Raw genomic sequence first — 22,001 nt, forward strand, 5'->3', positions numbered from 1 at the left:
CTCAATGGATAGTTTTTTTGCATCAATCGGTTATGGCAATTTTGTTATTGTCCTTGGCATTCTGATATTCGTGCATGAGATGGGGCACTATCTGGTGGCCCGCTGGTGTGGCGTGCATGTACAGGTATTCTCCATCGGATTCGGCCCTGAATTGTTCGGCTGGACGGATTCAAAGGGCACACGTTGGAAAGTCTCGCTTTTCCCGCTTGGTGGCTACGTCAAGATGTTCGGCGAGGGAAGTGCGTCAACCGAAGAACACCAGCGTGAGGACCAAAGCATTACCGCGGCGGAACAAGCGGTCTCTTTCGCGCATAAATCCGTTGGACAGCGTGCGGCGATCGTCGCGGCTGGGCCGGTCGCCAATTTCCTGCTGGCTATTGTTGTATTCTTCGGACTGTTTGTCAGTATCGGTCAACCTGTGTTTCCCGATTTCAAAGAGACAGGAATTGCCAGCGTTGTGAAAGGATCCGCTGCGGAAGAGGCAGGGTTCCAGTCCGGCGACCGTATTCTCGCGGTAGAGGGCAAAGAAATCAGTGATTTCACCGATCTTGTTCGTATCGTGTCTGAAAGTGATGGGCGCCTGCTACACTTTGATATCTGGCGGAATGATCAGGCTCTTCAGTTAGCAGCATCGCCCAGAAAAGAGGACGTGGAAACCGCAGACGGCCAGACAGTAAGCGTATATCGGCTTGGAGTGGCCGCGCCGGGAATCCATTACGAGAAACTACCGCTGGCTGAGGCGGCGATACAATCTGTCATGCATACTGGAACTGTCACTGCAGAAACTTTTAAGGGGGTGATGGGGCTCATTTCCGGGCATGGGAACCTGAACGATGCCGGCGGTCCGGTGCGCATTGCTCAAATGTCAAAGGATGTAGGTGAAATCGGTTTCGTCGCGGTTCTTGGCTTCGTCGCAGTCCTGTCCATTAATCTGGGGCTGCTGAACTTGTTCCCAATTCCGGTCCTGGATGGCGGACATCTTCTTTTCTATGTTTTTGAAGCGGTTCTAGGGCGCCCTGTTAATGCACGAATTCAGGAGATTAGTCTCCGAATTGGCGTCAGTCTGTTACTGGCGGTGATGGTTCTGTTTACAGCCAATGACATATTGAATTCCTGATGGTGATAAAAATCATTATTACCTTCTGGTACTAAGCCTATTTTATTGTTATTCAAAGCGACAATAAAATATTTAGAGTCAGTCTAGGAGCAGAGTGTTGCGCTTCTTTGAGGGTATGGGGAAACGCACCGCAAAGGTGTTTGTTGTTTCGCTCGTTGGGGGAATGGTAAGCCAGATCCCGCTGGTTTACGCACAGTCAGTGCCACCGGTAATCGCACCGGAGCCTGCTGAAGGTGGTGCTGCACCGGAAAATAATGCACCAATACGGCCAAAGCCGGGACAGGCTACCGTTCGTAATATCGTCGTGCAGGGCGCACAGCGAATTGAACGCGAAACTGTATTGTCTTATCTCGCCCTTAAAGAAGGCGACCCGATTGATGCCTCACGCATCAACAAGTCTCTGAAAACGCTTTTTGCGACGGGCCTGTTTGCCGACGTCGCGATTCACCAGGAAGGCCGGGATATTGTCATCCGGGTTGTGGAAAACCCGATTATTAACCGGGTTGCCTTCGAAGGGAACAAACGCGTTAAGGACGACGTCCTTGAGGCGGAGACGCAGTTGCGGCCTCGTGTCGTTTATACGCGCACACGTGTTCAAAGTGATGTTCGTCGAATTCTGGAAGTCTATCGCCGCAGCGGTCGTTTCGCAGCCCGCGTAGAACCGAAGGTAATCCAGAAAGGCCAGAATCGTGTCGATCTGGTTTATGAAATTGAAGAAGGTCCGGATACCGGCGTTCACAAGATCAGCTTCATTGGGAACAGGTTTGTCTCCGACAGTGCACTTCGTGATGAAATCATCACGAAGGAGACGAGATGGTACCGTTTCCTGAGTAGTGCGGATACCTATGATCCGGATAAGCTGACCTTCGACCGGGAACTCCTCCGGCGTTTCTATCTGGCAAATGGTTTTGCCGATTTCCGGGTCTCGTCTGCCGTCGCCGAACTGTCTGAAGACCGCACCGGCTTTTTCCTGACCTTTACGGTGGAAGAGGGGGATCGGTACCGGTTTGGCGATTTCAATGTGGTTTCGAAGATCAAGGATATTGATCCGGAACCCTTGAAGCAGATGCTCGAACTGAAAAGCGGCGACTGGTACAATGCCGACCAGGTTGATGAGACGATCCTTAAAATGACCGATTTCGTCGGGAGTAAAGGATATGCTTTCGTCGACATCCGGCCGGTGATCGAACGTGACCGTGAAAATAAAACGATCAACATCACCTTCGAAATTCTGGATGCGCCTAAAGTCTACGTTGAGCGAATTGATATTCGCGGCAACGTCCGCACCATGGATAAAGTCATTCGTCGCGAATTCCAGTTGGTTGAAGGTGATGCTTTCAATACGGCCAAACTGCGTCGGTCGCGAGACCGCATTCGTGCACTGGGTTTCTTCAAATCCGCAGAAGTGAACAATATTCCCGGAAGCCGACCTGACAGCACTATTGTTCAGGTTGATGTGGAAGAGCAGTCGACCGGTGAAATTTCTGTTGGCGCCGGTTTCTCCACCACGAGCGGTTTGCTTGGGGAAGTGGCGTTCCGTGAACGAAACCTGCTGGGTAAAGGCCAGGATCTTAAAGTTGCGACCAGCCTCGGCCAGAAAGAAACGACCCTGGACCTCTCCTTCACGGAACCATATTTCCTCGACAAAGAGCTGTCAGCGGGCTTTGACGCCTTCCACACAGTCAAGGACGAACAGGATCGTTCTTCTTACGACTCCCGTGAGACCGGTGGCGCGCTACGCCTTGGGTACAATATTACAGACTATTGGTCGCAGTCTTTGCATTATCGTTTCTCTCGGGAAACCATCAAGAATGTGGATGACAGCGCATCGATATATGTTAAGGCGCAGGAAGGCACGGAAAGTGTTTCGTCCGTTGGCCACACACTGTCCTACGACCGCCGTAACAGTAAAGCGGACCCGACTAGCGGCTATAAACTATCGCTCAGCAATGATGTGGCGGGCCTCGGTGGTACGGTGAATTTCTTCCGTACCAAAATTACCGGCTCCTACTACTATCCGTTTACGAAATCGACTTATCTGATCACGGGTGCTAGCATCGGACATATTGTTGGCTTGGGTGAAGACGTTCGTTTGAACGACCGTTTTTACTTGGGTGGTGATGATCTGCGCGGTTTTGAGAGCGGCGGTGTCGGGCCCCGCGATGTTTCGACCAAAGATGCGCTCGGGGGCAACCAATACGCATCGGGGTCCGTCGAATTGCGGTTCCCGCTCGGGTTGCCGGACGAATTTGGCCTTACTGGTGCCGCATTCTCCGATTTTGGTACCCTTCGCGACGTGGACGAGACCGGCAGCAACATCAAGGATGTCGATAGCGTCCGGGCATCGGTGGGGGTCGGCGTGAACTGGAAGTCTCCATTCGGACCGGTCCGTGTTGATTTCGCCCAGGCCCTCCTCAAGGAAGACTTCGATGAAACCGAAGTGTTCCGCTTCAGCTTTGGAACGAGGTTCTAATGTTAAAAAAGTTCGCTAGTGCAAGCATCTTGGCCTTGGGGATCGCAACCGCGACGATCCCAAATGTGGGTTATGCTGCAGGAACCGGAACGACGGTGATTGCGACAATCAATGTTGAAAAGGTTGAACGCAGCTCTGTTGCCTGGAAAAGCCTAAGTAAGCAAATTGATGCCGAACGCTCTAAACTTCAGGCCGAGGTTCAGAGAATCCAGGCTGAGTTGGAAGCAAAAGCAAAAGATTTGAAGAGCCAGGAAAGCATTCTCAGTGGTGAAGCATTCGCGGCGAAATCGAAAGAGTTCCAGAAGGAACGTCTGCAACTGCAACGGCAAGTGAACATCAGGAAGCAGAAGCTTGAGCACGCCTATGGTGTTGCACGGTCGCAGATACATGATGCCCTGCGCCAGGTCCTGAGAAAGTTGATGAAGGACTCGGACATTGATCTGATCCTTGAAAACGGCAGCCGGACAACATCTGTTCTGGCCGCTGATACGTCGCTGTCTATTGACGAGAAAGCCCTTAAAGGCCTTGATGCGACGATCCAATCGGTGAGCTTGCCGGACCCGTCTGGTACGTCCCAGTAAAGACAAGTTCTCATGGCTGACCATCGTTTTTTCACCAAGTCCAAGCCGATACTGCTTGCCGATCTGGCAACCCAGATTGGTGCGCAGTTGAGCGATAACGCCGCAGCGGAGAAACTGGTGATCGATGTCGCAACATTGGATAGCGCTGGGGCAGATGACATTTCTTTCCTGGATAACAAGAAATATGTTCCAGCGCTGGCGACAACGAAAGCAGGGGCAGTAATCCTGGAGGCTTCCTATGTTGAAAGGCTGCCCCAAGGCGTTGTCGGCCTGGTAACACCAACGCCCTATCTGACCTTCGCATTGGCATCCAGCTATTTCTATCCGGTGCCCGCTGTGGTCCCAAACGTTCATGCAAGCGCGGAAATTGATGATACAGCGATTATTGGCAGTGGGTGCCGTATCGACGCCGGTGTGGTTATCGCGGAAAACGTTGAAATTGGCGACAACTGCCATATTGGCGCCCATACTGTGATCGAGAAGGGGGTGAAGGTTGGACCGCACTCCCGAATTGGCTCGACCAGCTATCTCTCTCACTGTTTTATCGGCAGCCATGCGAATCTGCACCCTGGCGTTCGAATTGGCACACGTGGGTTTGGTTTTGCTGTTGGCCCGCAAGGCGCTGTGGATATGCCACAGATCGGTCGCGTGGTTATCGGTGATTTTGTGGAAATCGGGGCGAATTCTACTGTCGACCGCGGTGCTGCCGGAGATACCGAGATTTCAACAGGGTGTAAGATCGATAATCTGGTGCAAATTGGCCATAACGTAAAACTTGGAAAAGGCTGTATTCTTGCTGCAATGAGTGGTGTTGCTGGCAGCGCGGTCCTGGAAGATTTTGTCGTCTGTGGTGCACAGGTAGGTATCGCCGGCCATATTCGAATCGGTACAGGATGTCAGATTGCGGGAAAGGCGGGCGTCACGCAAAGCCTGCCTGCCGGGGCTAAGGTTGGCGGGCATCCGGCATTACCGGTCAAGCAGTGGCTTCGCGGCCATGCAATGTTGAAAAAACTACTGAAATCAAAAGAATAGAAAAAAATGACTGAAACGAATGACGATTATTTAAAAGATATTGATGTTGTTAAGGTGATGGAGCGGATTCCGCACCGCTACCCGTTGCTGCTTGTCGACAAAATCGAGGAAATCGAGCCCTTTGAATATGCCATCGGCGTGAAAGCTGTTACCGTGAGTGAGCCGCACTTTCAGGGGCATTTTCCGCAACGTCCTATCATGCCTGGTGTCCTGATCGTAGAAAGCATGGCTCAAACGGCCGCTGTTATGGTTGTGTCGAGCCTCGGCGCGGAATCGGAAGGCAAGCTCGTTTATTTCATGTCTGTTGAGGATGCAAAATTCCGTCGGCCTGTTGTGCCGGGCGATTTGATGAAAATTCACGTCGAAAAGAAACAGCAGCGTGGTGCTGTATGGAAGTTTAAAGGACAGGCCCTTGTTGATGGGAAAGTTGTCGCTGAAGCGACCTTCTCCGCTATGATCCGAGATTCTTGATGGTAGATATTCATCCAACTGCAATCGTCGATACCAAGGCGGATATTGCCGGTGATGCCTCCGTCGGGCCTTATTGCATTGTCGGTCCGGACTGCAAACTTGGCGCTGGTGTTAAGTTGCACGCCCATGTTGTTGTCGACGGGCGCACGACTATTGGCGCAGGAACCGAGATCTTTCCCTTTGCCTCAATTGGTACGAAACCGCAGGACTTGAAATTCCACGGTGAAGAGTCGGAACTCATCATTGGTGAGAATAACCGTATTCGCGAACATGTAACCATGAACCCCGGTACTCAAGGCGGCGGCATGGTGACCAAGGTTGGCGACAACGGTTTGTTCATGGTGGGCGCGCATGTCGCTCATGACTGCATAATCGGTAACAATGTAATTCTTGCGAATAATGCCACTCTTGCCGGGCATGTGATCGTGGAAGATTTCGTCATTATAGGCGGTCTGTCTGCGGTTCATCAGTTTGTTCGGATCGGCGCCCATGCGATGATCGGCGGCATGTCCGGTGTGGAAAACGATGTGATTCCATTTGGCTCTGTCATGGGAGAGCGGGCTCAACTGTCCGGGCTGAACATTGTCGGTATGAAACGTCGAGGCGTTTCCAAAGATGAAATCCATGCACTGCGAAACGCTTATCGGGCCTTGTTTTCTTCGGAAGGAACCCTCGGTGAGCGCGTTGAGAGCGTTTCAGTGGACTACAAAGACAGTCCTGCAGTTCAGGGGGTTGTTGATTTTATCCGTTCTGAGACGTCGCGTGGTCTGACCCAGCCGGGTTCAAAGGGGAATGACTGATAAACTCGGAATACTGGCCGGGGGAGGGGATCTTCCCCGGCTGTTGGTCGACCAATGTCTTACGGAGGGTCGGCCTTTTTTTGTCATTCTGTTTGAAAATCAGGCTGATCCAAAAGACTTCTCCGATGTCCCCCATGCGGTTGTTCGGCTGGGAGCGGTCGGAAAGTCTCTGAAAGTCCTACGCGAAAACGCTGTGTCGACTCTGGTCTTGGCAGGCAAGGTGCATCGGCCTTCCTTGTCGGAACTTCGCCCGGATTCCGTGGCGATGAAATTTCTCCTCAAGACTGGCGCAAAATCCTTGGGAGACGACGGATTGCTGCGCGCCGTTGTATCTTTCTTGGAAGAGGAACACGGCTTTAATGTCATCGGGTCGGATAGCTTGATTGCAACCCGTATGCAAAGCTGCGGACCGCTCGGCGCTTTGAAAGCAGATGACCTGGCGGCGAGCGACATAGAGCGTGGCCGCGATGTTTTGCGTATTATGGGACCTGCGGACGTAGGGCAGGCTGTTGTTGTGCAGGACGGTTTGGTGCTGGGGGTAGAGGCTATTGAAGGCACAGAAGCCCTGCTAAGTCGATGTGCTGAACTAAAGCGGCCGGGACCCGGCGGCATATTGGTTAAACTTCGAAAGCCGAGACAGGAAACCCGTGTGGACCTTCCCACCATTGGGCCGGAAACGGTTCAACAGGCAGCCGATGCCGGATTACGGGGAATCGCCTTCGACGCTGGCGGAATGGTCGTATTAAGACAAGACGAGGTTATCGCCGAAGCCGATCGTCTGGGGTTGTTCGTTGAAGCTGTCGCCCCGTTGCCAGAGGACGATTAGGCATGTCGCAGAGCTTAAAGATCTTCCTAGTGGCAGGGGAAGCATCCGGTGACGCTCTCGGAGCCCGTCTCATGGCCGCATTGAAGACTTTGTCCGCCGATATAACCTTTTGTGGCGTTGGCGGTCCGCTCATGGAGGCGGAAGGGATGAAAAGCCTGTTCCCCATGCACGAGTTGTCGGTTATGGGGCTGGTAGAAATTCTTCCTCATGTACGTAAGCTTTTTCGTCGGATCAAGCAGACAGCAAAAGCGGTTGAAAAGAGTGCGCCGGACGCAGTCGTGACAATTGATTCTCCCGGCTTTGCACATCAACTGGCAGGCCGCATCCAACACATAGATTGTCCGAAAATCCATTATGTCGCCCCGTCGGTTTGGGCATGGAAACCAGGGCGTGTCCATAAATGTAAAAAACATTTCGACCACCTGCTGGCGCTGTTGCCTTTTGAACCTCCGTATTTCGAGGCTGTCGGGCTTCCATGTCATTTTGTCGGTCATTCCGTACTGGAATCCGGTGCGGACCAAGGGAACGGACCAGCATTTCGGGCAAAGTATGGGATTTCCTCGGAGGATAAGATTCTTTGCGTATTGCCAGGAAGCCGCCGCGGTGAGGTGTCCCGGCTCCTGCCGGTATTTGGTGAAACTGTTCATCGGGTTGCAGACAATACCGATAATCTACATGTTGTGGTGCCCACGACAGAGGGCGTGAAAGAACTGGTGGAGGAAACCGTCAAAGACTGGCCGGTCCAGCCGATTATGATTTCGGGTCAGATCGAGAAATATGACGCGATGGCTGCAAGTGACGTGGCCCTTGCGGCGTCAGGAACCGTGGCATTGGAATTGGCGATGGCCAGACTGCCGACGGTGATTGGCTATAAGGTCTCTCCAATTACCTATTTCCTGGCCAAGCGGCTGGTGAAAACGCCTTACGCTCACCTCTTGAATACCATTCTGGATCGTTTTGTTGTGCCGGAACGGATTCAGAATGACTGCACGCCGGAATTACTGTCGACGGACGTTTTGGCACTTTTCGGTACAGACGGCAAAAGGCAGATTGCCGAGCTGATTCCCGCATTGGAAAAACTGCATCCGAATATGACGGAAACGCCCAGTCAATGCGCCGCACGGGTTGTATTGGACGTCATTGAGGGCCAGATTAAAAAGTAATTCTGAGGAATAGATAGGAAGGGGACAATGACAGATTCAAACGGTTTCAGCTTGCTGCATACGATGATTCGGGTGAAAGACCTGGAGAAATCCATCGACTTTTACACCCGTCACCTGGGTATGTCTCTGCTGAGCAAAAAAGATTATCCGTCAGGTGAGTTTACACTCGCCTTTGTAGGATATGGTGATATCGAGAACAGCACGGTTGTTGAACTGACCCATAACTGGGGCCAGGAAGAACCCTATGATCTCGGCAGTGGTTTTGGGCATCTCGCCGTCGGCGTGCCGGATATCTATGGTGTTTGTGAGCAGTTGGAAAAGGAAGGCGTTCCGGTTCCCCGTAAACCCGGGCCAATGAAACATGGCGGATCGGTTATCGCCTTCATTGAAGACCCGGATGGCTATAAAATCGAACTGATACAGCGCGAAACCAAGGCATAAAAACAAAAGGCGCGAGTTTCTCGCGCCCTCAGACCGTTGACAAACCCCGTCGATATTCGGCGGGGTTTAGTTTTGGATGTTTGCCGGTTGTTTTTGAGGGAGAGTGAGAAGTCCCCTTTCGATCAGATCGGGCTGGTTTCGGTTTTTGGGGCCATTGCGAGGGCGATTTTCTTGATGTTTTGGGCGGCGGCGGCGAGCAGGCATTGCGTTTTGACGGCGATGAGGCCGCGGAAGCGGGCGTATCGGTGTCCGAAGAGCTGCTTTGCGTCGGCAAAGGAGCGTTCTACAGTTTCCTTGCGTCTTTTATAGAGCCTTTTGCCCCAGTCGGTGAGACGGTGGGCGTCCGCGCGCTCCCGGGCATCCTGCCAGACATGGCGGGTGACGGTTTTGGTGTGTTTGGCGCTGCCGGTGCAGGAGGCAAGCAGCGGGCAGGTGGCGCAGACCTTCGGGTCGCTTTTGTAATGGCGATAGCCGTTGCGGTCGGTGGTGGCATAATTCAGGAGCTGGCCCTGCGGACAGCGGTAGCCGTCTAACTGCCGGTCGTACTGATAGTCCCGCTTGCGCAGCATGCCTGCCCGGTGGCTCGGGCGGCGATAGCCGGTTACACCGAGGATCTCCCTGTCTTCCAGCCCCTTGGCGATGCCCGCCGTGGCATAGCCTGCATCCAGCCCGACCGCCTGGACATCCAGGCCGAAGCGATCCCGCTGCCGGTCGAGCCGGTCCAGATAGGGGATACTGTCATGCACAGTGGCCGGGGTGGCGTGAGTATCGGTGATGATGCCATAACGCCCGTCCACCGTGCGGTGATCCAGATAAAAGAACCCCTTGGGCTTGCCTTCACGCACCATGTAACCGGCTTCCGGGTCGGTGCGGCTGACCTTGGTCTCCTTTTGCCCGGGCGCGCGTTCCTTCGCCTTCAGCGGCTTTTTGGCATGGGCCGCCCGATCCTCCTCAACCGCTAGGTCCAGCGCGTCCCAATAGTCGGCCCGGGACTTGGCTACCACTTGGCTGTCCCATTTGTTCTTGTTGGCATTGGCCTTCAGATGGGTGCTGTCGGTATAAAGCACCGTGCCGTCCACAAGACCCTTGGCAATCGCCTGTTCGACAATGTGATCGAAGATATCCTGCGCCAACTGCCGCTCCGAGCGGATGCCGAACAGGTAGCCGATGAACAGCGCCTTGAACTGCATCACCGGGTCCAGCGCCGGGCGGCCGTTATCCGCGCAATACAGACCGGCCACCCGGTCGTGGATAAACGAAAAGTCGATCACCGCATCGATCTTGCGAAGCAGGTGATCCGCAGGCACCAGACCCTCCAATGTCACCATCTCAAGTCGGCCCTGTTCAGGCTGGGGCTTCTTCAACATAAAAACATAGAATCACAAAGGCCCCGCTTGCGCGAGACCTTTGTCAGCAGTCTGAGGCGGGGAATTCCCCGCCTTTTTTCATTCTGCTTGCCAGCGTTATTAACGCTCGTTCACCGACATGAATGAACGCGGTGTCTCGCCTTTGTAAAGCTGGCGAGGACGGCCGATCTTCTGGTTCGGATCGGTGATCATTTCGTTCCACTGGGCAACCCAGCCGACAGTACGGGCCAGAGCGAAAAGCACGGTGAACATGCTGGTCGGGAAGCCAATAGCTTTCAAAATGATACCGGAATAGAAGTCGACATTCGGGAACAATTTGCGTTCCACAAAATAGTCGTCCTGCAAGGCGATCTGTTCCAGTTCCATGGCCAGTTCCAGCAGGGGATCATCAACACCCAGCTCGGCAAGCACCTCATGGCAGGACTTCTTCAACACACCGGCGCGCGGATCGAAGTTTTTGTAGACGCGATGACCAAAGCCCATCAGGCGGAACGGGTCATTCTTGTCCTTCGCGCGTGCAATAAATTCCGGAATGTTCTTCTTGTCGCCGATCTGGTTCAGCATGTTCAGAACGGCTTCGTTGGCGCCGCCATGTGCCGGTCCCCAAAGCGAGGAAATCCCTGCGGCAATGCAGGCGAACGGATTGGCACCGGAAGAACCGGCAATTCGGACCGTCGACGTAGATGCATTCTGTTCATGGTCGGCATGGAGGATGAAAATCCGGTCCATAGCACGGGCCACGGCAGGGCTGATTTGATAATCTTCCGCAGGAACGCTGAAGGTCATATGCAGGAAGTTTTCTGCATAGGAGAGCTTGTTTTGCGGATAGACGAACGGCTGGCCGACGGAATATTTGTAGGCCATCGCAGCAAGGGTCGGCATTTTCGCAATCAGGCGATGCGATGCCACCATGCGCTGGTGCGGGTCGTTGATATCCGTGGAGTCATGGTAGAAGGCGGACAATGCGCCAACAACCCCGACCATGATCGCCATCGGGTGGGCATCGCGACGGAAACCACGGAAGAAATTCATCATCTGTTCATGAACCATCGTGTGATAGGTGATGGTTGTGTTGAATTTCTCTTTGTCCGCTTTGTTCGGAAGATCGCCATGAAGAAGCAGATAGGCTACTTCCAGAAAATCACTGTTTTCCGCCAACTCTTCAATGGAATATCCACGGTGCAACAGGACACCCTTGTCGCCATCAATGAAGGTGATTGCGGAATCACAGGAACCTGTACTGGTATAGCCCGGGTCATAGGTGAAGTAGCCCGTTTGGCCATAGAGTTTGCGAACGTCGATGACTTTTGGCCCCATCGTGCCGCCAATGACCGGCAGATCATAGCTGTTGCCGGTGGCGTGATCCACCAGAGTGACATGTTCGTTGCCAGTACTGGAGTTGTCCTGGGTCATAGTCTCAACCTCCTTTGTAAAGTGCGGCAGCCAGTTTTTTATAGTTTGCTGCCAATTTTTGATTATTACGTTTTTTTTCGGATTGGCCCCGTTCTTTTGCAGTGCACAATATAGGTGCAGCCGCACTGGAAATCAAATGCGGCTGCAAATTTTGTTCGAAGGTCCTAGTTTTCGGGAACTGCCCGCATTCGTGACAGACATTCGTCACGTCCCAGAACTTCCATTACTTCGAATAGGCCGGGAGACATATTCGACCCGGTGAGGGCGGCACGGACCGGCTGGGCAACCTTGCCAAAGCCAAGGTCCCGCGCTTCTCCGAACTCCCGCATGGCCTGTTCCAAGGCTTCCTCGGTCCAATCACCATGGCCTTCCAGATGGTCTGCCAATTCCTTCAGCAGGGCGGAAGAACCTTCTTTCAGAAGCTTGGCTGCTTTTGGATTGATCAGCGGGAATTGCGGCGGAACCAGGTAGAAGGCGGAATTTTCAGCAAGATGGGTAATTAACTTTGCCCGGGTCTTCAGACCATCCATACCCGCCAGCAGGCGCGCACGTCCGGTATCATCGACCGCAACCGGCATCAGTGGCTCAATCAGGGACACAAGACGCTCGTTATCAGCTTCCTGAATGTAGTGGCCATTCAGATTTTCCAATTTCGCAAAGTCGAACCGTGCCGGGGATTTACCAACCGCGTCCAGGTCGAACCATTCAATGGCCTGTTCCTGCGAAATGATTTCATCATCACCATGTGCCCAGCCAAGACGCAGCAGGTAATTGTTAAGGGCTTCCGGCAGGTATCCCAAATCGCGGTATGCTTCTGCCCCCAGGGCACCGTGGCGTTTTGAAAGTTTTGCTCCATCCGGGCCATGAATAAGCGGGATATGCGCAAATTTCGGTGTTTCCCAGCCGCAGGCCTTGTACAGATGATACTGGCGGAAGGCATTTGTCAGGTGGTCATCTCCCCGGATCACATGGGTGATTCCCATGTCGTGATCATCGACGACAACCGACAGCATATAGGTCGGCGAACCATCGGCACGGAGCAGAATGAAATCGTCCAACTGCTGATTCTGGATCGTGACAGATCCCTGGACGAGATCGACAATCGTCGTTTCGCCTTCGGTCGGCATTTTGACGCGCACAACCGGGTCCACACCTTCTGGCGCCTCATCAGGGGAGCGGTCGCGCCACATGCCATTGTAACGCATGGGACGGCCTTCCGCGCGGGCGGTCTGGCGCATTTCGTCCAGCTCTTCCTGCGAGCAGTAGCAATAATATGCCTTGCCTTCCTCTACGAGGCGGTGCGCAACTTCCATATGACGGCCGGCATTCTGGGATTGGAAAACGACGTCCTCATCAGACATCAATCCAAGCCAGGACAGGCCATCCTTGATGGCGTCAATGGCTTCCGTGGTTGACCGCTGGCGGTCGGTATCTTCGATACGCAGCAGATACCTGCCACCATGGTGTTTGGCGTAAAGCCAGTTAAAAAGAGCTGTCCGCGCACCGCCGATATGAAGAAATCCGGTAGGCGAGGGCGCAAAACGAGTTACAACGGTCATACCGTGCCCCTTTTCTTAAGACATATTTTGCAGAAACTGGCTGCGGTTTATCATACTTAACCCCAGGTGCGCAAAGCACTTATAGGGTGATTGCCGTCCTATGGACACAGATCGTCGGGAATAGTGGGGGGAGCAGCCGATGGTGGCGGCGCGTGGATAGAATATTTGTTTTCAGCCCGATAGCCCTGGCGATCGGGATTGCTGTTTATTTCCAGTTGCCGTTTGAACCTCCGGCAATTGTGACATTTCCTATCGCCTTGACTGTTGGCCTCGGTCTGTTGCTGTTTGTTTTTACTATTCAACGCGATGCAATGCGTATTTCCGGCATATTGCTGTTATGTGCCGTAGTTGGATTTGCTGCGGCGCAGGGCCGCACAATGGTCGTGGCTGCGCCCGTGCTGCCGCACCATTGGGAAGGGAAGCATTCCTTTTACGGCCGTATCATCCAGATTGAACATTTCGATGACGGAGACAGATTGACCCTGGATCAGGTCACTTTGAAGAAAATCGGACATGAAGATACGCCCGAACGTATCAGGCTTAAAACAAGGTCATCTGGAAAGTTGAACATCGGTGATTTCATTCAAGGACTTGCCGTACTTCGATCGCCTCCTCAGCCCTCTGTGCCGGGGGTATATGATTTTACCAGACGTGCCTGGTTTATGCGGATCGGGGCCGTTGGTTTTACTTTGGGGGAGCCTGTCAGACGGCTCACCCCCCTACAGTCAGCGGTTACGGACAGCCTGTGGATTCTGGTTAATCGCCTTCGGGACAATGTAGGCGAAGCCTTGTTCAAGGCCATGGATGATGACCGGACGGCGGGATTGGCTGTTGCATTGTCCATCGGTGATCGTAGCCGAATAGCACCAGAGGTCAGAGAAGAGTTGCGTGCTGCCGGGCTTGCTCATTTGCTGGCTATTTCGGGATTGCATATGATGCTGGTGGTCATTTGCCTGTTTTCCACCTCGAGAGCCTTGCTTGCTTCCATAGAGCCTCTTGCCCTTCGATATCCGATAAAGAAATGGGCTGCCTTGTTCGCGATTGCGGGGGCGTTGGGTTATCTGCTGCTGGCAGGTATCACGATTCCGACACAGCGTGCCTTTCTGATGGCCTTTCTGGCGATGTTGGCGGTGATTATCGATCGCACACCCATTTCGTTGAGACTGGTTGCATTTGCGGCAATCGTTATTTTGGTTTTACGGCCCGAAGCGTTGTTGAGTCCCAGTTTTCAACTATCGTTTGCCGCGGTCACCGCACTCGTCGCATTCTTTGAAACGCCGATAATGCAGCAATTCAACTCCGCAATCAGGAAAACGGTTTTCCGCCGTGCAGCAGGCTATTTTCTACTACTCTCCTTAACGACACTGGTTGCATCCATGGCAACGGCACCATTTGCCTGGCATCATTTCGGACAGGTTGCGCCTTATGGATTGCTTGGCAATTTGGTGGCAATTCCATTGATGGCATTTGTTGTCATGCCGCTTTTAATTGTAACTGTCTTTGCTGCCCTGATTTTGCCGGCAGGAGCACTGGCCCTGTTGGCTTGGCCGCTTCATAAGGGGCTGGAACTGATCCTGTCAGTTTCCGGATGGGTCTCCGGCATTGAAGGAGCCCAAATTCAACTGACGCCCCTGCATTCCTGGTCGCTCTCTATAATTGTTTCCGGCGGACTGGTACTTTGCCTCTGTCATGGGAAAAAACGTTGGCTGGGTATGATTGGAATTGTCGGGGGAATCTCAATCGCACCCCTGTTTCCACCGCCTGATTTCCTGATTTCCGGCAATGGCCGCCTCGTGGCCATACGGGCAACGGATGACGATATCTATTATTCCACATTGAAGCGTGAGGGATATGTCGCAGAGTTATGGCTCAATCATCTAGGCGGGCAACGGGCAATTGCTTTTCCCGAACGTGAAACGAGTTGGCCCGGGGGAATGATTCGTTGCGATACTCTTGCGTGTTCTGCGGCTTTGGAAGGCGGCATCGTCGCCGGGATCGTGGATAAGGAACTCGCCCTGTTGGAGGACTGTAGCTATGCGGACATCTTGCTTGCCCCGACGACGACAGTCCCCCGCAGTCGCTGTCGACGACCTACTATCCTGATCGACCGGCAGGCGCTAAAGAAAAACGGGGGATATGCGATCTATCTGAAAGGGCGCTACCCGTGGTCAACATCACCTGAACTGGTAACTTTTCGCCAAGAAAGCGGATTGCGCCCATGGAGCGGCTTTTCGGACCGTTAGGGTTGATCAGTATTTTCTCAACAAGCCGACAAGGCGCCCCTGGACATCAATTTGATCCGGGCCATAGATACGAGTTTTATACTTGGGGTTTGCCGGTTCAAGTTCAACGGATTTTCCCTTCTTATGCAGGGTCTTAAGCGTCACTTCTTCACGTTCCACAAGAGCAACGACAATATCGCCGCTGTCTGCTGTTTCCGTGCGCTCGATAATGACTGTATCACCATCCATGATACCGGCGTTGATCATGGAATCACCGTCAACTTCCAGGGCATAATGATCCCCTTTACCCAGAAGGGCGGCTGGAACCTCCACCGTCATGGAGGGGTCGCGCAGGGCTTCGATTGGCGTACCGGCGGCAATCCGGCCATAAAGTTGCAGTTGTACCGCAGCATTGGCAACTTCCGGGGGCTGGCTATGCCCGCCGATTTCCTGACGGCGAAGCGTCTCGACTTTCCGGTTTCGTATCGGCAACTGCTCTCTGTCGGTGTTTTCCGGCAGACGGATAACCTCAAGCGCTCTGGCGCGATGGGGAAGGCGGCGGACGAAACCACGTTCTTCCAGGCTGGTAATGAGACGGTGAATCCCGGACTTCGACTTGAGATTCAGGGCTTCCTTCATCTCATCGAAGGAAGGGGAAACGCCATCCTGATGCAGACGGTCATGAATGAACATCAAAAGGTCGTGTTGCTTGCGTGTCAGCATTCTTCTCTCCCGGCGCCCTTGGCGGTTGCGCTTCGGGTCAAGTATTTAGAACAAAATGAAAACTCACATCTGTTCTATTTGTGTTCTTTGTTCCTGTCAAGTTCCACGTCCAGTCAACGACCGCGGCCGGTCGGTTCTACAGGATTCGATGAGACGAGGGGAATTGTATGATATCAACAAGTTGACCGGCTTTCATCGGAGCTGAATGGGCTGGTCGAACGACCAGGCAACCGGCGCCTGACAGGCGGGAAAGCATGGAGCTATCCTGCTTTTCAAAGGGTTTGACGCGCAGTGATTCGCCGGGAGCATTCGTGAAGACCGCCCGCATGTATTCTTCCCGGTGGTCATTTTGCGGAATATCGCAGTCCAGGACCGCTTTACTGCGATGTGTAAACGCCTCAGAGGCCTTTCCGCTCAGCTTGGCAACGGCCGGTGCAACGAAGACGGTACTGCAAACCAGCGTTGAAACCGGGTTGCCGGGCAATCCGATCATCGGTGTCTGGTTCAGGTGACCGAAAATCAAAGGTTTTCCCGGTCGCATGGCGATTTTCCAGAAATCAACCTGCAGCCCCGTTTCCCCCAATACAGACTGGATAAGATCGTGGTCGCCAACAGAGGCGCCGCCAGTGGTGATCAGCAGATCGGCAGATGCCGCCGCAGACGCCATGGATTTCAGGTGTTCCGCGTTATCGCGTGCAACGCCCAGAAGGATGGGGTCGCAATCCAGTGCCTCCAACGTGGCGGCAAGGCCAAGGCTGTTGGAGCTGACGATCTGGCTGGGACCCATTGGCTCACCCGGCATGACGATCTCGTCTCCCGTTGCAAGAATTGCCACGCGGGGGCGGCGGTGCACCATGATCCACGGCACATTCATTGCTGCAAGGAGGCCCACATCACGCGCGCTTAGTGTCTGACCGGCTTCAAGCAGGGTTTGCCCCTCTGCAAAGTCCAGCCCGGCCGCACGGACAAATTTCCCGGAGTGGGGAGGCAGATTGATCCGGACGGTACTCTCGTTGGGCTTTTCCGTATCTTCCTGCATGACAACGGCATCCGCACCTTCGGGCATCGGACCGCCGGTGAAAATGCGCACCGCCTGACCTTCGCCGACGGGCCTGTCGCATACGCCGCCCGCAGGAGCCTCACCAATAATCTCGAGTTCTGTGCCCGGAGACGGGATATCACAGGCGCGCACAGCGTAGCCATCCATTGCGGATACGGCTGTCGGTGGTTGCGTGCGCCGCGCCTTTACGTCTTCTGCCAGAACACGTCCCAAGGCGTTGCGTATAGAAATCTGTTCGGCGGGAAGGGGCCCAAGAGCGGCTAGAATACGAGTGCGTGCATCATCTACAGAAATCATTTCGAAGCTCTATATTCTCCGGATTTACCACCAGCTTTGTAAACCAGTTCAATATCGGTAATGCGCATGCTTTTGTCTGCTGCCTTGACCATATCGTATACGGTCAATGCAGCGACCGAGACGGCGGTCAAAGCTTCCATTTCAACGCCGGTGCGCCCTTTGAGTTTGCAGGTGGCCTCGATGTCGACCGCATTACTGTCCTGAGACAGCGACAGCGTTACCTTGACGGAGGTGAGGGCAAGCGGATGGCAAAGCGGTATCAGGTCTGGCGTCCTTTTTGCCCCCATGATTCCGGCCAGTTGCGCCACAGTTAGGACATCGCCCTTTTTGACACCGCCCTCCTTGATCAGCAAAAGGGTTTCCGGCTGCATCAGGATGCTGCCGCGTGCCGTCGCAACTCGTTCGGTTTCGTCTTTCGGGGAAACGTCGACCATGACGGCGTTTCCCTGCTCATCAATATGCGTCAGTTTTCCCATCTCTGTCCTGCCAGGTATCTAGTCTGCTGCACGGCTGAGCAAAGCTCTGGTTGCCGCCGTGACATCCGCCTGCCGCATCAGGGATTCTCCGACGAGGAAGCAGTTGGCCCCGACCTTTGACATGCGTGCAAGGTCCGCAGGGGCGTAAAGTCCGCTTTCTGCAATCAACAACTTGTCTTCCGGAACACGGGAAGAAAGCTCTTCCGTTGTCGCAAGGTCGATTTCCAAGGTCTTGAGATTACGGTTATTTACGCCCAGGAGAGGGGACTTCAGCTTCAATGCGCGGTCAAGTTCTTCCGCATTATGCACTTCCACCAGGACATCCATTCCCAGGTTGAATGCGACCGTTTCCAGTTCGACGGCCTTTTCATCGTCAAGGGCGGCCATGATAAGCAAGATACAATCAGCACCAATGGCACGGGCTTCATAGACCTGATACGGGTCTAGCATGAAATCCTTGCGCAAGACCGGCAGGTCGACAACCATACGTGCCGCCGTCAGGTAATCATCACTGCCCTGGAAATAGGGGACGTCGGTCAGGATGGACAGGCAGGTCGCACCGCCACTACGATAGTCCCTGGCCAGCTTTGCCGGTGCGAAATCTTCCCTGATCAATCCTTTGGAGGGAGAGGCCTTTTTGATCTCGGCGATCAGCCCGTATTCACCTGCATCCGCTTTGGCTTTCAATGCATTGTAAAAACCGCGGGGGCGCGGCCCTTTCGCCGCGCGGTCCTTGATTTCGTCGTCAGAAATCAAGGCCTTACATGAGGCGATATGATCACGTTTGTCTGCGCAGATTTTGGTGAGAACGTCACTCATCGTTTTCTTCTTCTTTTTGGCCTGTGATGGCGACCAGTGTTTCCAGGGATTGCCGGGCGCGGCCCTTGTCGATGGATTCGGCTGCAATCGCGACACCGTCTTTCAGATTATTAGCCTTGTCGGAGACAATAATCGCTGCCGCCGCGTTGAGCAGCACCACATCTCGATACGGCCCCGGCTTTCCATCCAGAAGGTTGCGAATAGCCTGGGCGTTTTCCTCAGGCGTGCCGCCGCGTAAATCTTCCAGGGTGGCCCTGGGAAGCCCGGCATCTTCAGGCGCGACCTCAAAATGGTTCATTTTGCCGTTTTTATATTCGGTCACCATGGAAACGCCGGTTGAACTCAATTCGTCCAAACCGTCTGCACCATGTACGACCCAGGCGCTTTCCGCACCCAGATTGGCAAGGGACTGGGCCATCATATCGACGCTGTCTTTGCGATAGGTGCCGACCAGGTATCGCTTCACCTGCGCCGGGTTGGAAAGCGGGCCCAGCATATTGAAGATGGTCGGTACGCCCAGTTCAACCCGGGTGGGGCCGACGTTGCGCATGGCACCGTGATGGCGCTGCGCCATCAGGAAGCCGATATGGGCTTCGCGAATGGAGCGTTCCACATTCTCAATGGGGGCTTCCCAGTCAACGCCAAGACAGGACAAGGCATCCGCAGTGCCGGAGCGGGAGGATGCGGCGCGGTTTCCGTGTTTTGCAACAGGAATACCAGCACCGGCGACAACCAGCGCGGTTGCAGTCGAAATGTTATAGGTATGGGCCATATCGCCGCCTGTGCCGACAATATCTATCGCATCCTCAGGGGCCTTGAGTTTTAAGGCGCGTTTACGCATGGCCTGCACGGCGCCGGTAATTTCCTCTACCGTTTCACCACGAACCTTGAGGGCCATGAGAAAGGCCCCCATCTGGGAGGGAGTTGCATCGCCAGACATCATAATGTCAAAAGCGGTTGCCGCATCGTCAACATTGAGCGTTTCCCCACGGGAAACAGCGGCGAGTAGGTCTTTAAAGTTCACATCTTGCGCTGCCATGACTTATTGTCCGTCAGTTAATCTTTTGTCAGGTCTACGAAATTCTGAAGCAATTGGTGTCCTGCTTCGGACGCTATGCTTTCAGGGTGGAACTGAACGCCGTGAATTGGCAGTTCCCTATGCTGCAGGCCCATAATGACGCCATCGTCTGATTCGGCAGTGATTTCGAGACATGTGGGAAGATCCTCTTTGGCAACGGCCAGACTGTGATATCGGGTAACTTTAAGCGGGTTGGGCAGGTCCTTGAAGACACCACAGTTCTTGTGATGAATGCCAGACACTTTTCCATGCATCGGAGGGACGCGCACAACTTGCCCGCCGAAGAACTGCCCGATGGTCTGGTGACCAAGGCAGACACCAATCAGGGGAATGTGGTTTTCCGCGGCGGCTTTTGTAAGGTCAAGGCAAATGCCTGCACGATCGGGGTCGCAAGGGCCCGGTGACAGAATGATGCCTTCCGGATTAAGAGACAGCGCATCGTCAACGGTAATCGCATCATTTCGATGAACGACCGTATTTATGCCCAATTCTCCGAAATAATGGACAAGGTTATATGTAAAACTGTCGTAGTTATCTATTAACAAATACATACTGTAGTAACCCTAATGACCCGTTCGCCGAATGTTATAGCAGCCTCTACGGGCCTGGAAAACAGGAGGTTTCAGTATTACGGGCTATTTGTCAAAGTATGCTTTTGATTTTCCTGAAGACCCCCTGTAGGGACAGGGACAAAGCTAGGGCAAAACGGTATGATTAATGCCTGCCGCGATCGATCGGTACGAATAAGAGAATTAGAGTGAAAAAAACGATAGACCTCGCCAAACAATTCAAACTTCTGTCTAACCGGGCCGGGGCTATGACTGCACTCGTCAGAGTCTGGGCGCAGGGCAAAGGGCCGTTTATCTGGGCAGGTAGTTTCACTGGGTTTGGTGTCGTCCTCGGCATGGGGATCGGCTATTTCCTGGCGCAGCCATCGGATGATCCGGGAGGGCAGGTAGCAGCCACGACGCCCGATACCAATCAGATCGTCGCACAGTATCAGGGCCGACAGTCGGAAGATGATATCGAATATAATGTTCCAGTACGCGTCGATCGGTCGGAACGTGCGCTGAAAAAGTATCGCTATGAGGAAGACCTTTCGCCTGAACTGCTTGGCGGCGCAGGTGACAGCGCTGAAAATGGTCCTGCTGTTCCTTCCGGTATGGCAGACCCGATTGATCAACTGGTTGCCAACCTTGATAAAGGGGCGGATCAATCCACGATCCAGAGTGAAGAGCGTCTGCCCGGCGATAAACCAGCCAAACGATTGCCGGAAACTACTTCTGAGACACAGCTTCAATGGCAGAAGGCCGCTATCGAAACCCCTGGAATTATAAAAGAAACGCGACCGCTGATCGCAATTGTGATCGATGATGTGGGTATTGATCAAAAGCGCAGTCGCCATAGTATCGACCTGGCGGCCCCGTTGACATTGTCCTTTATTCCTTATGGCCATAACCTTCAGGAACTTGTTGATTTGGCGCGGAAATATGGTCACGAGGTCATGTTGCATATGCCTATGGAACCAATGAGTGCAAAGGTGGACCCAGGCCCGAATGCTCTCCTCACGTCGCTGGACAAGCCTGAGCTTTCAAGGCGTGTAAATTGGGACATGAAGCAATTCGATGGCTATATCGGCATCAACAATCATATGGGCAGCAAGTTCACCGCCTGGAAACCAGGCATGCGCCTTGTTTTACAGGAGATGAAGAAACGAGGCCTGGTTTTCCTGGATTCGATCACTTCTCCGAAAACTGTCGGATATGATATGGCGCGTGAACTGGATGTGCCGGTTACACGCCGCGATGTCTTTCTGGATAACGTCCAGGATAAGAAAGCGATAATAAAGCAACTTCGGCAGACAGAACATGTTGCAAGGCAAAATGGCCAAGCAATCGCGATCGGTCATCCGCATGATGAGACGATTTTGGCTTTGCAGGAGTGGCTTCCCCAGGTGAAAGCACGCGGTTTCCGGCTGGTGCCGGTCTCAGCAATTATCCGACGAAATCAGGCAACACATCTGGCACAGCAAGACTCTGCGACCGAGTAGGGCCGCAGCCTGCAGACGCCTGGCGCGCGAATA

At 53.7% G+C, this 22,001-nt stretch carries 20 protein-coding genes; 11 read left to right on the top strand and 9 right to left on the bottom strand.

Annotated elements, in window-relative coordinates:
* Positions 1–4: 4 nt before the first annotated feature.
* The 9 genes from rseP to gloA all read left to right on the top strand — a co-directional run bounded on the left by rseP (position 5) and on the right by gloA (position 8,904).
* The gene (gene rseP / locus IF205_RS12815; protein ID WP_259779754.1) at positions 5–1,117 is read left to right on the top strand and encodes an RIP metalloprotease RseP; all 1,113 of its coding nucleotides are present in this window, start codon (positions 5–7) and stop codon (positions 1,115–1,117) included.
* 163 nt (positions 1,118–1,280) lie between these two features.
* A complete protein-coding gene (gene bamA / locus IF205_RS12820; protein WP_259779755.1) occupies positions 1,281–3,590 on the top strand; it encodes an outer membrane protein assembly factor BamA in 2,310 nt (769 codons plus the stop codon).
* Positions 3,590–4,171 (top strand): OmpH/Skp family outer membrane protein, encoded by a 582-nt coding sequence (locus IF205_RS12825; RefSeq protein WP_259779756.1) that lies wholly within the window; start codon positions 3,590–3,592, stop codon positions 4,169–4,171. Before bamA ends, IF205_RS12825 begins: the two co-directional genes overlap by 1 nt.
* Positions 4,172–4,183: 12 nt before the next feature.
* Positions 4,184–5,203 carry a UDP-3-O-(3-hydroxymyristoyl)glucosamine N-acyltransferase gene (gene lpxD / locus IF205_RS12830; protein ID WP_259779757.1) on the top strand — a complete coding sequence of 340 codons (1,020 nt, stop codon included), beginning with the start codon at positions 4,184–4,186 and terminating at the stop codon, positions 5,201–5,203.
* Between the two features lie 6 nt (positions 5,204–5,209).
* Positions 5,210–5,674, top strand: coding sequence for a 3-hydroxyacyl-ACP dehydratase FabZ (gene fabZ, locus IF205_RS12835; protein WP_259779758.1), 465 nt, complete (start codon positions 5,210–5,212; stop codon positions 5,672–5,674).
* Positions 5,674–6,474, top strand: coding sequence for an acyl-ACP--UDP-N-acetylglucosamine O-acyltransferase (gene lpxA / locus IF205_RS12840; protein WP_259779759.1), 801 nt, complete (start codon positions 5,674–5,676; stop codon positions 6,472–6,474). The genes fabZ and lpxA overlap by 1 nt, the downstream gene beginning before the upstream one ends.
* Positions 6,467–7,300 (top strand): LpxI family protein, encoded by an 834-nt coding sequence (locus IF205_RS12845; protein ID WP_259779760.1) that lies wholly within the window; start codon positions 6,467–6,469, stop codon positions 7,298–7,300. Before lpxA ends, IF205_RS12845 begins: the two co-directional genes overlap by 8 nt.
* A gap of 2 nt (positions 7,301–7,302) precedes the next feature.
* The gene (gene lpxB, locus IF205_RS12850) at positions 7,303–8,463 is read left to right on the top strand and encodes a lipid-A-disaccharide synthase (protein ID WP_259779761.1); all 1,161 of its coding nucleotides are present in this window, start codon (positions 7,303–7,305) and stop codon (positions 8,461–8,463) included.
* Positions 8,464–8,490: 27 nt separating this feature from the next.
* Positions 8,491–8,904, top strand: coding sequence for a lactoylglutathione lyase (gloA, locus tag IF205_RS12855; RefSeq protein ID WP_259779762.1), 414 nt, complete (start codon positions 8,491–8,493; stop codon positions 8,902–8,904).
* Between the two features lie 122 nt (positions 8,905–9,026).
* On the opposite strand, the gene IF205_RS12860 is transcribed toward gloA, so the two are convergent.
* From IF205_RS12860 to gltX, 3 genes are all read right to left on the bottom strand, one after another.
* Complete coding sequence (locus IF205_RS12860) at positions 9,027–10,271, bottom strand: IS1182 family transposase (protein WP_259779763.1); 1,245 nt, start codon at positions 10,269–10,271, stop codon at positions 9,027–9,029.
* A 99-nt stretch (positions 10,272–10,370) separates the two neighbouring features.
* On the bottom strand, positions 10,371–11,684 hold the full coding sequence (gene gltA / locus IF205_RS12865; protein WP_259779764.1) for a citrate synthase: 1,314 nt from the start codon (positions 11,682–11,684) through the stop codon (positions 10,371–10,373).
* A 164-nt stretch (positions 11,685–11,848) separates the two neighbouring features.
* Positions 11,849–13,243 carry a glutamate--tRNA ligase gene (gene gltX / locus IF205_RS12870; RefSeq protein WP_259779765.1) on the bottom strand — a complete coding sequence of 465 codons (1,395 nt, stop codon included), beginning with the start codon at positions 13,241–13,243 and terminating at the stop codon, positions 11,849–11,851.
* A gap of 152 nt (positions 13,244–13,395) precedes the next feature.
* Here gltX and IF205_RS12875 point away from each other — a divergent pair, with 152 nt between their 5' ends.
* Positions 13,396–15,486, top strand: coding sequence for a ComEC/Rec2 family competence protein (locus IF205_RS12875; RefSeq protein WP_259779766.1), 2,091 nt, complete (start codon positions 13,396–13,398; stop codon positions 15,484–15,486).
* Positions 15,487–15,492: 6 nt separating this feature from the next.
* Here the strand turns inward: IF205_RS12875 and lexA are convergent, their stop codons facing one another.
* The 6 genes from lexA to IF205_RS12905 form a co-directional block, all read right to left on the bottom strand.
* Positions 15,493–16,188 carry a transcriptional repressor LexA gene (lexA, locus tag IF205_RS12880; protein WP_259779767.1) on the bottom strand — a complete coding sequence of 232 codons (696 nt, stop codon included), beginning with the start codon at positions 16,186–16,188 and terminating at the stop codon, positions 15,493–15,495.
* A gap of 136 nt (positions 16,189–16,324) precedes the next feature.
* Positions 16,325–17,545, bottom strand: coding sequence for a molybdopterin molybdotransferase MoeA (locus IF205_RS12885; protein ID WP_259779768.1), 1,221 nt, complete (start codon positions 17,543–17,545; stop codon positions 16,325–16,327).
* A complete protein-coding gene (moaC, locus tag IF205_RS12890; protein WP_259779769.1) occupies positions 17,542–18,021 on the bottom strand; it encodes a cyclic pyranopterin monophosphate synthase MoaC in 480 nt (159 codons plus the stop codon). Before moaC ends, IF205_RS12885 begins: the two co-directional genes overlap by 4 nt.
* Before the next feature lie 18 nt (positions 18,022–18,039).
* Positions 18,040–18,840 carry an indole-3-glycerol phosphate synthase TrpC gene (gene trpC / locus IF205_RS12895; RefSeq protein ID WP_259779770.1) on the bottom strand — a complete coding sequence of 267 codons (801 nt, stop codon included), beginning with the start codon at positions 18,838–18,840 and terminating at the stop codon, positions 18,040–18,042.
* Positions 18,833–19,879 (bottom strand): anthranilate phosphoribosyltransferase, encoded by a 1,047-nt coding sequence (gene trpD / locus IF205_RS12900; RefSeq protein WP_259779771.1) that lies wholly within the window; start codon positions 19,877–19,879, stop codon positions 18,833–18,835. Before trpD ends, trpC begins: the two co-directional genes overlap by 8 nt.
* A 17-nt stretch (positions 19,880–19,896) precedes the next feature.
* A complete protein-coding gene (locus IF205_RS12905; protein WP_259779772.1) occupies positions 19,897–20,469 on the bottom strand; it encodes an anthranilate synthase component II in 573 nt (190 codons plus the stop codon).
* A gap of 206 nt (positions 20,470–20,675) precedes the next feature.
* On the opposite strand from IF205_RS12905, the gene IF205_RS12910 reads away from it, so the two are divergent.
* Positions 20,676–21,968: a divergent polysaccharide deacetylase family protein gene (locus tag IF205_RS12910; protein ID WP_259779773.1), complete on the top strand. Its 1,293-nt coding sequence runs from the start codon at positions 20,676–20,678 to the stop codon at positions 21,966–21,968.
* Positions 21,969–22,001: the final 33 nt, after the last annotated feature.

The organism is Aestuariispira ectoiniformans (assembly GCF_025136295.1).
GTDB classification, from domain to species: domain Bacteria; phylum Pseudomonadota; class Alphaproteobacteria; order UBA8366; family Aestuariispiraceae; genus Aestuariispira_A; species Aestuariispira_A ectoiniformans.

Bases quoted from the DNA above. Each gene is read 5' to 3' on its own strand.
- rseP (WP_259779754.1), top strand. From the start codon at position 5: ATGGATAGTTTTTTTGCATCAATCGGTTATGGCAATTTTGTTATTGTC.
- bamA (WP_259779755.1), top strand. From the start codon at position 1,281: ATGGTAAGCCAGATCCCGCTGGTTTACGCACAGTCAGTGCCACCGGTA.
- IF205_RS12825 (WP_259779756.1), top strand. From the start codon at position 3,590: ATGTTAAAAAAGTTCGCTAGTGCAAGCATCTTGGCCTTGGGGATCGCA.
- lpxD (WP_259779757.1), top strand. From the start codon at position 4,184: ATGGCTGACCATCGTTTTTTCACCAAGTCCAAGCCGATACTGCTTGCC.
- fabZ (WP_259779758.1), top strand. From the start codon at position 5,210: ATGACTGAAACGAATGACGATTATTTAAAAGATATTGATGTTGTTAAG.
- lpxA (WP_259779759.1), top strand. From the start codon at position 5,674: ATGGTAGATATTCATCCAACTGCAATCGTCGATACCAAGGCGGATATT.
- IF205_RS12845 (WP_259779760.1), top strand. From the start codon at position 6,467: ATGACTGATAAACTCGGAATACTGGCCGGGGGAGGGGATCTTCCCCGG.
- lpxB (WP_259779761.1), top strand. From the start codon at position 7,303: ATGTCGCAGAGCTTAAAGATCTTCCTAGTGGCAGGGGAAGCATCCGGT.
- gloA (WP_259779762.1), top strand. From the start codon at position 8,491: ATGACAGATTCAAACGGTTTCAGCTTGCTGCATACGATGATTCGGGTG.
- IF205_RS12860 (WP_259779763.1), bottom strand. From the start codon at position 10,271: ATGTTGAAGAAGCCCCAGCCTGAACAGGGCCGACTTGAGATGGTGACA.
- gltA (WP_259779764.1), bottom strand. From the start codon at position 11,684: ATGACCCAGGACAACTCCAGTACTGGCAACGAACATGTCACTCTGGTG.
- gltX (WP_259779765.1), bottom strand. From the start codon at position 13,243: ATGACCGTTGTAACTCGTTTTGCGCCCTCGCCTACCGGATTTCTTCAT.
- lexA (WP_259779767.1), bottom strand. From the start codon at position 16,188: ATGCTGACACGCAAGCAACACGACCTTTTGATGTTCATTCATGACCGT.
- IF205_RS12885 (WP_259779768.1), bottom strand. From the start codon at position 17,545: ATGATTTCTGTAGATGATGCACGCACTCGTATTCTAGCCGCTCTTGGG.
- moaC (WP_259779769.1), bottom strand. From the start codon at position 18,021: ATGGGAAAACTGACGCATATTGATGAGCAGGGAAACGCCGTCATGGTC.
- trpC (WP_259779770.1), bottom strand. From the start codon at position 18,840: ATGAGTGACGTTCTCACCAAAATCTGCGCAGACAAACGTGATCATATC.
- trpD (WP_259779771.1), bottom strand. From the start codon at position 19,879: ATGGCAGCGCAAGATGTGAACTTTAAAGACCTACTCGCCGCTGTTTCC.
- IF205_RS12905 (WP_259779772.1), bottom strand. From the start codon at position 20,469: ATGTATTTGTTAATAGATAACTACGACAGTTTTACATATAACCTTGTC.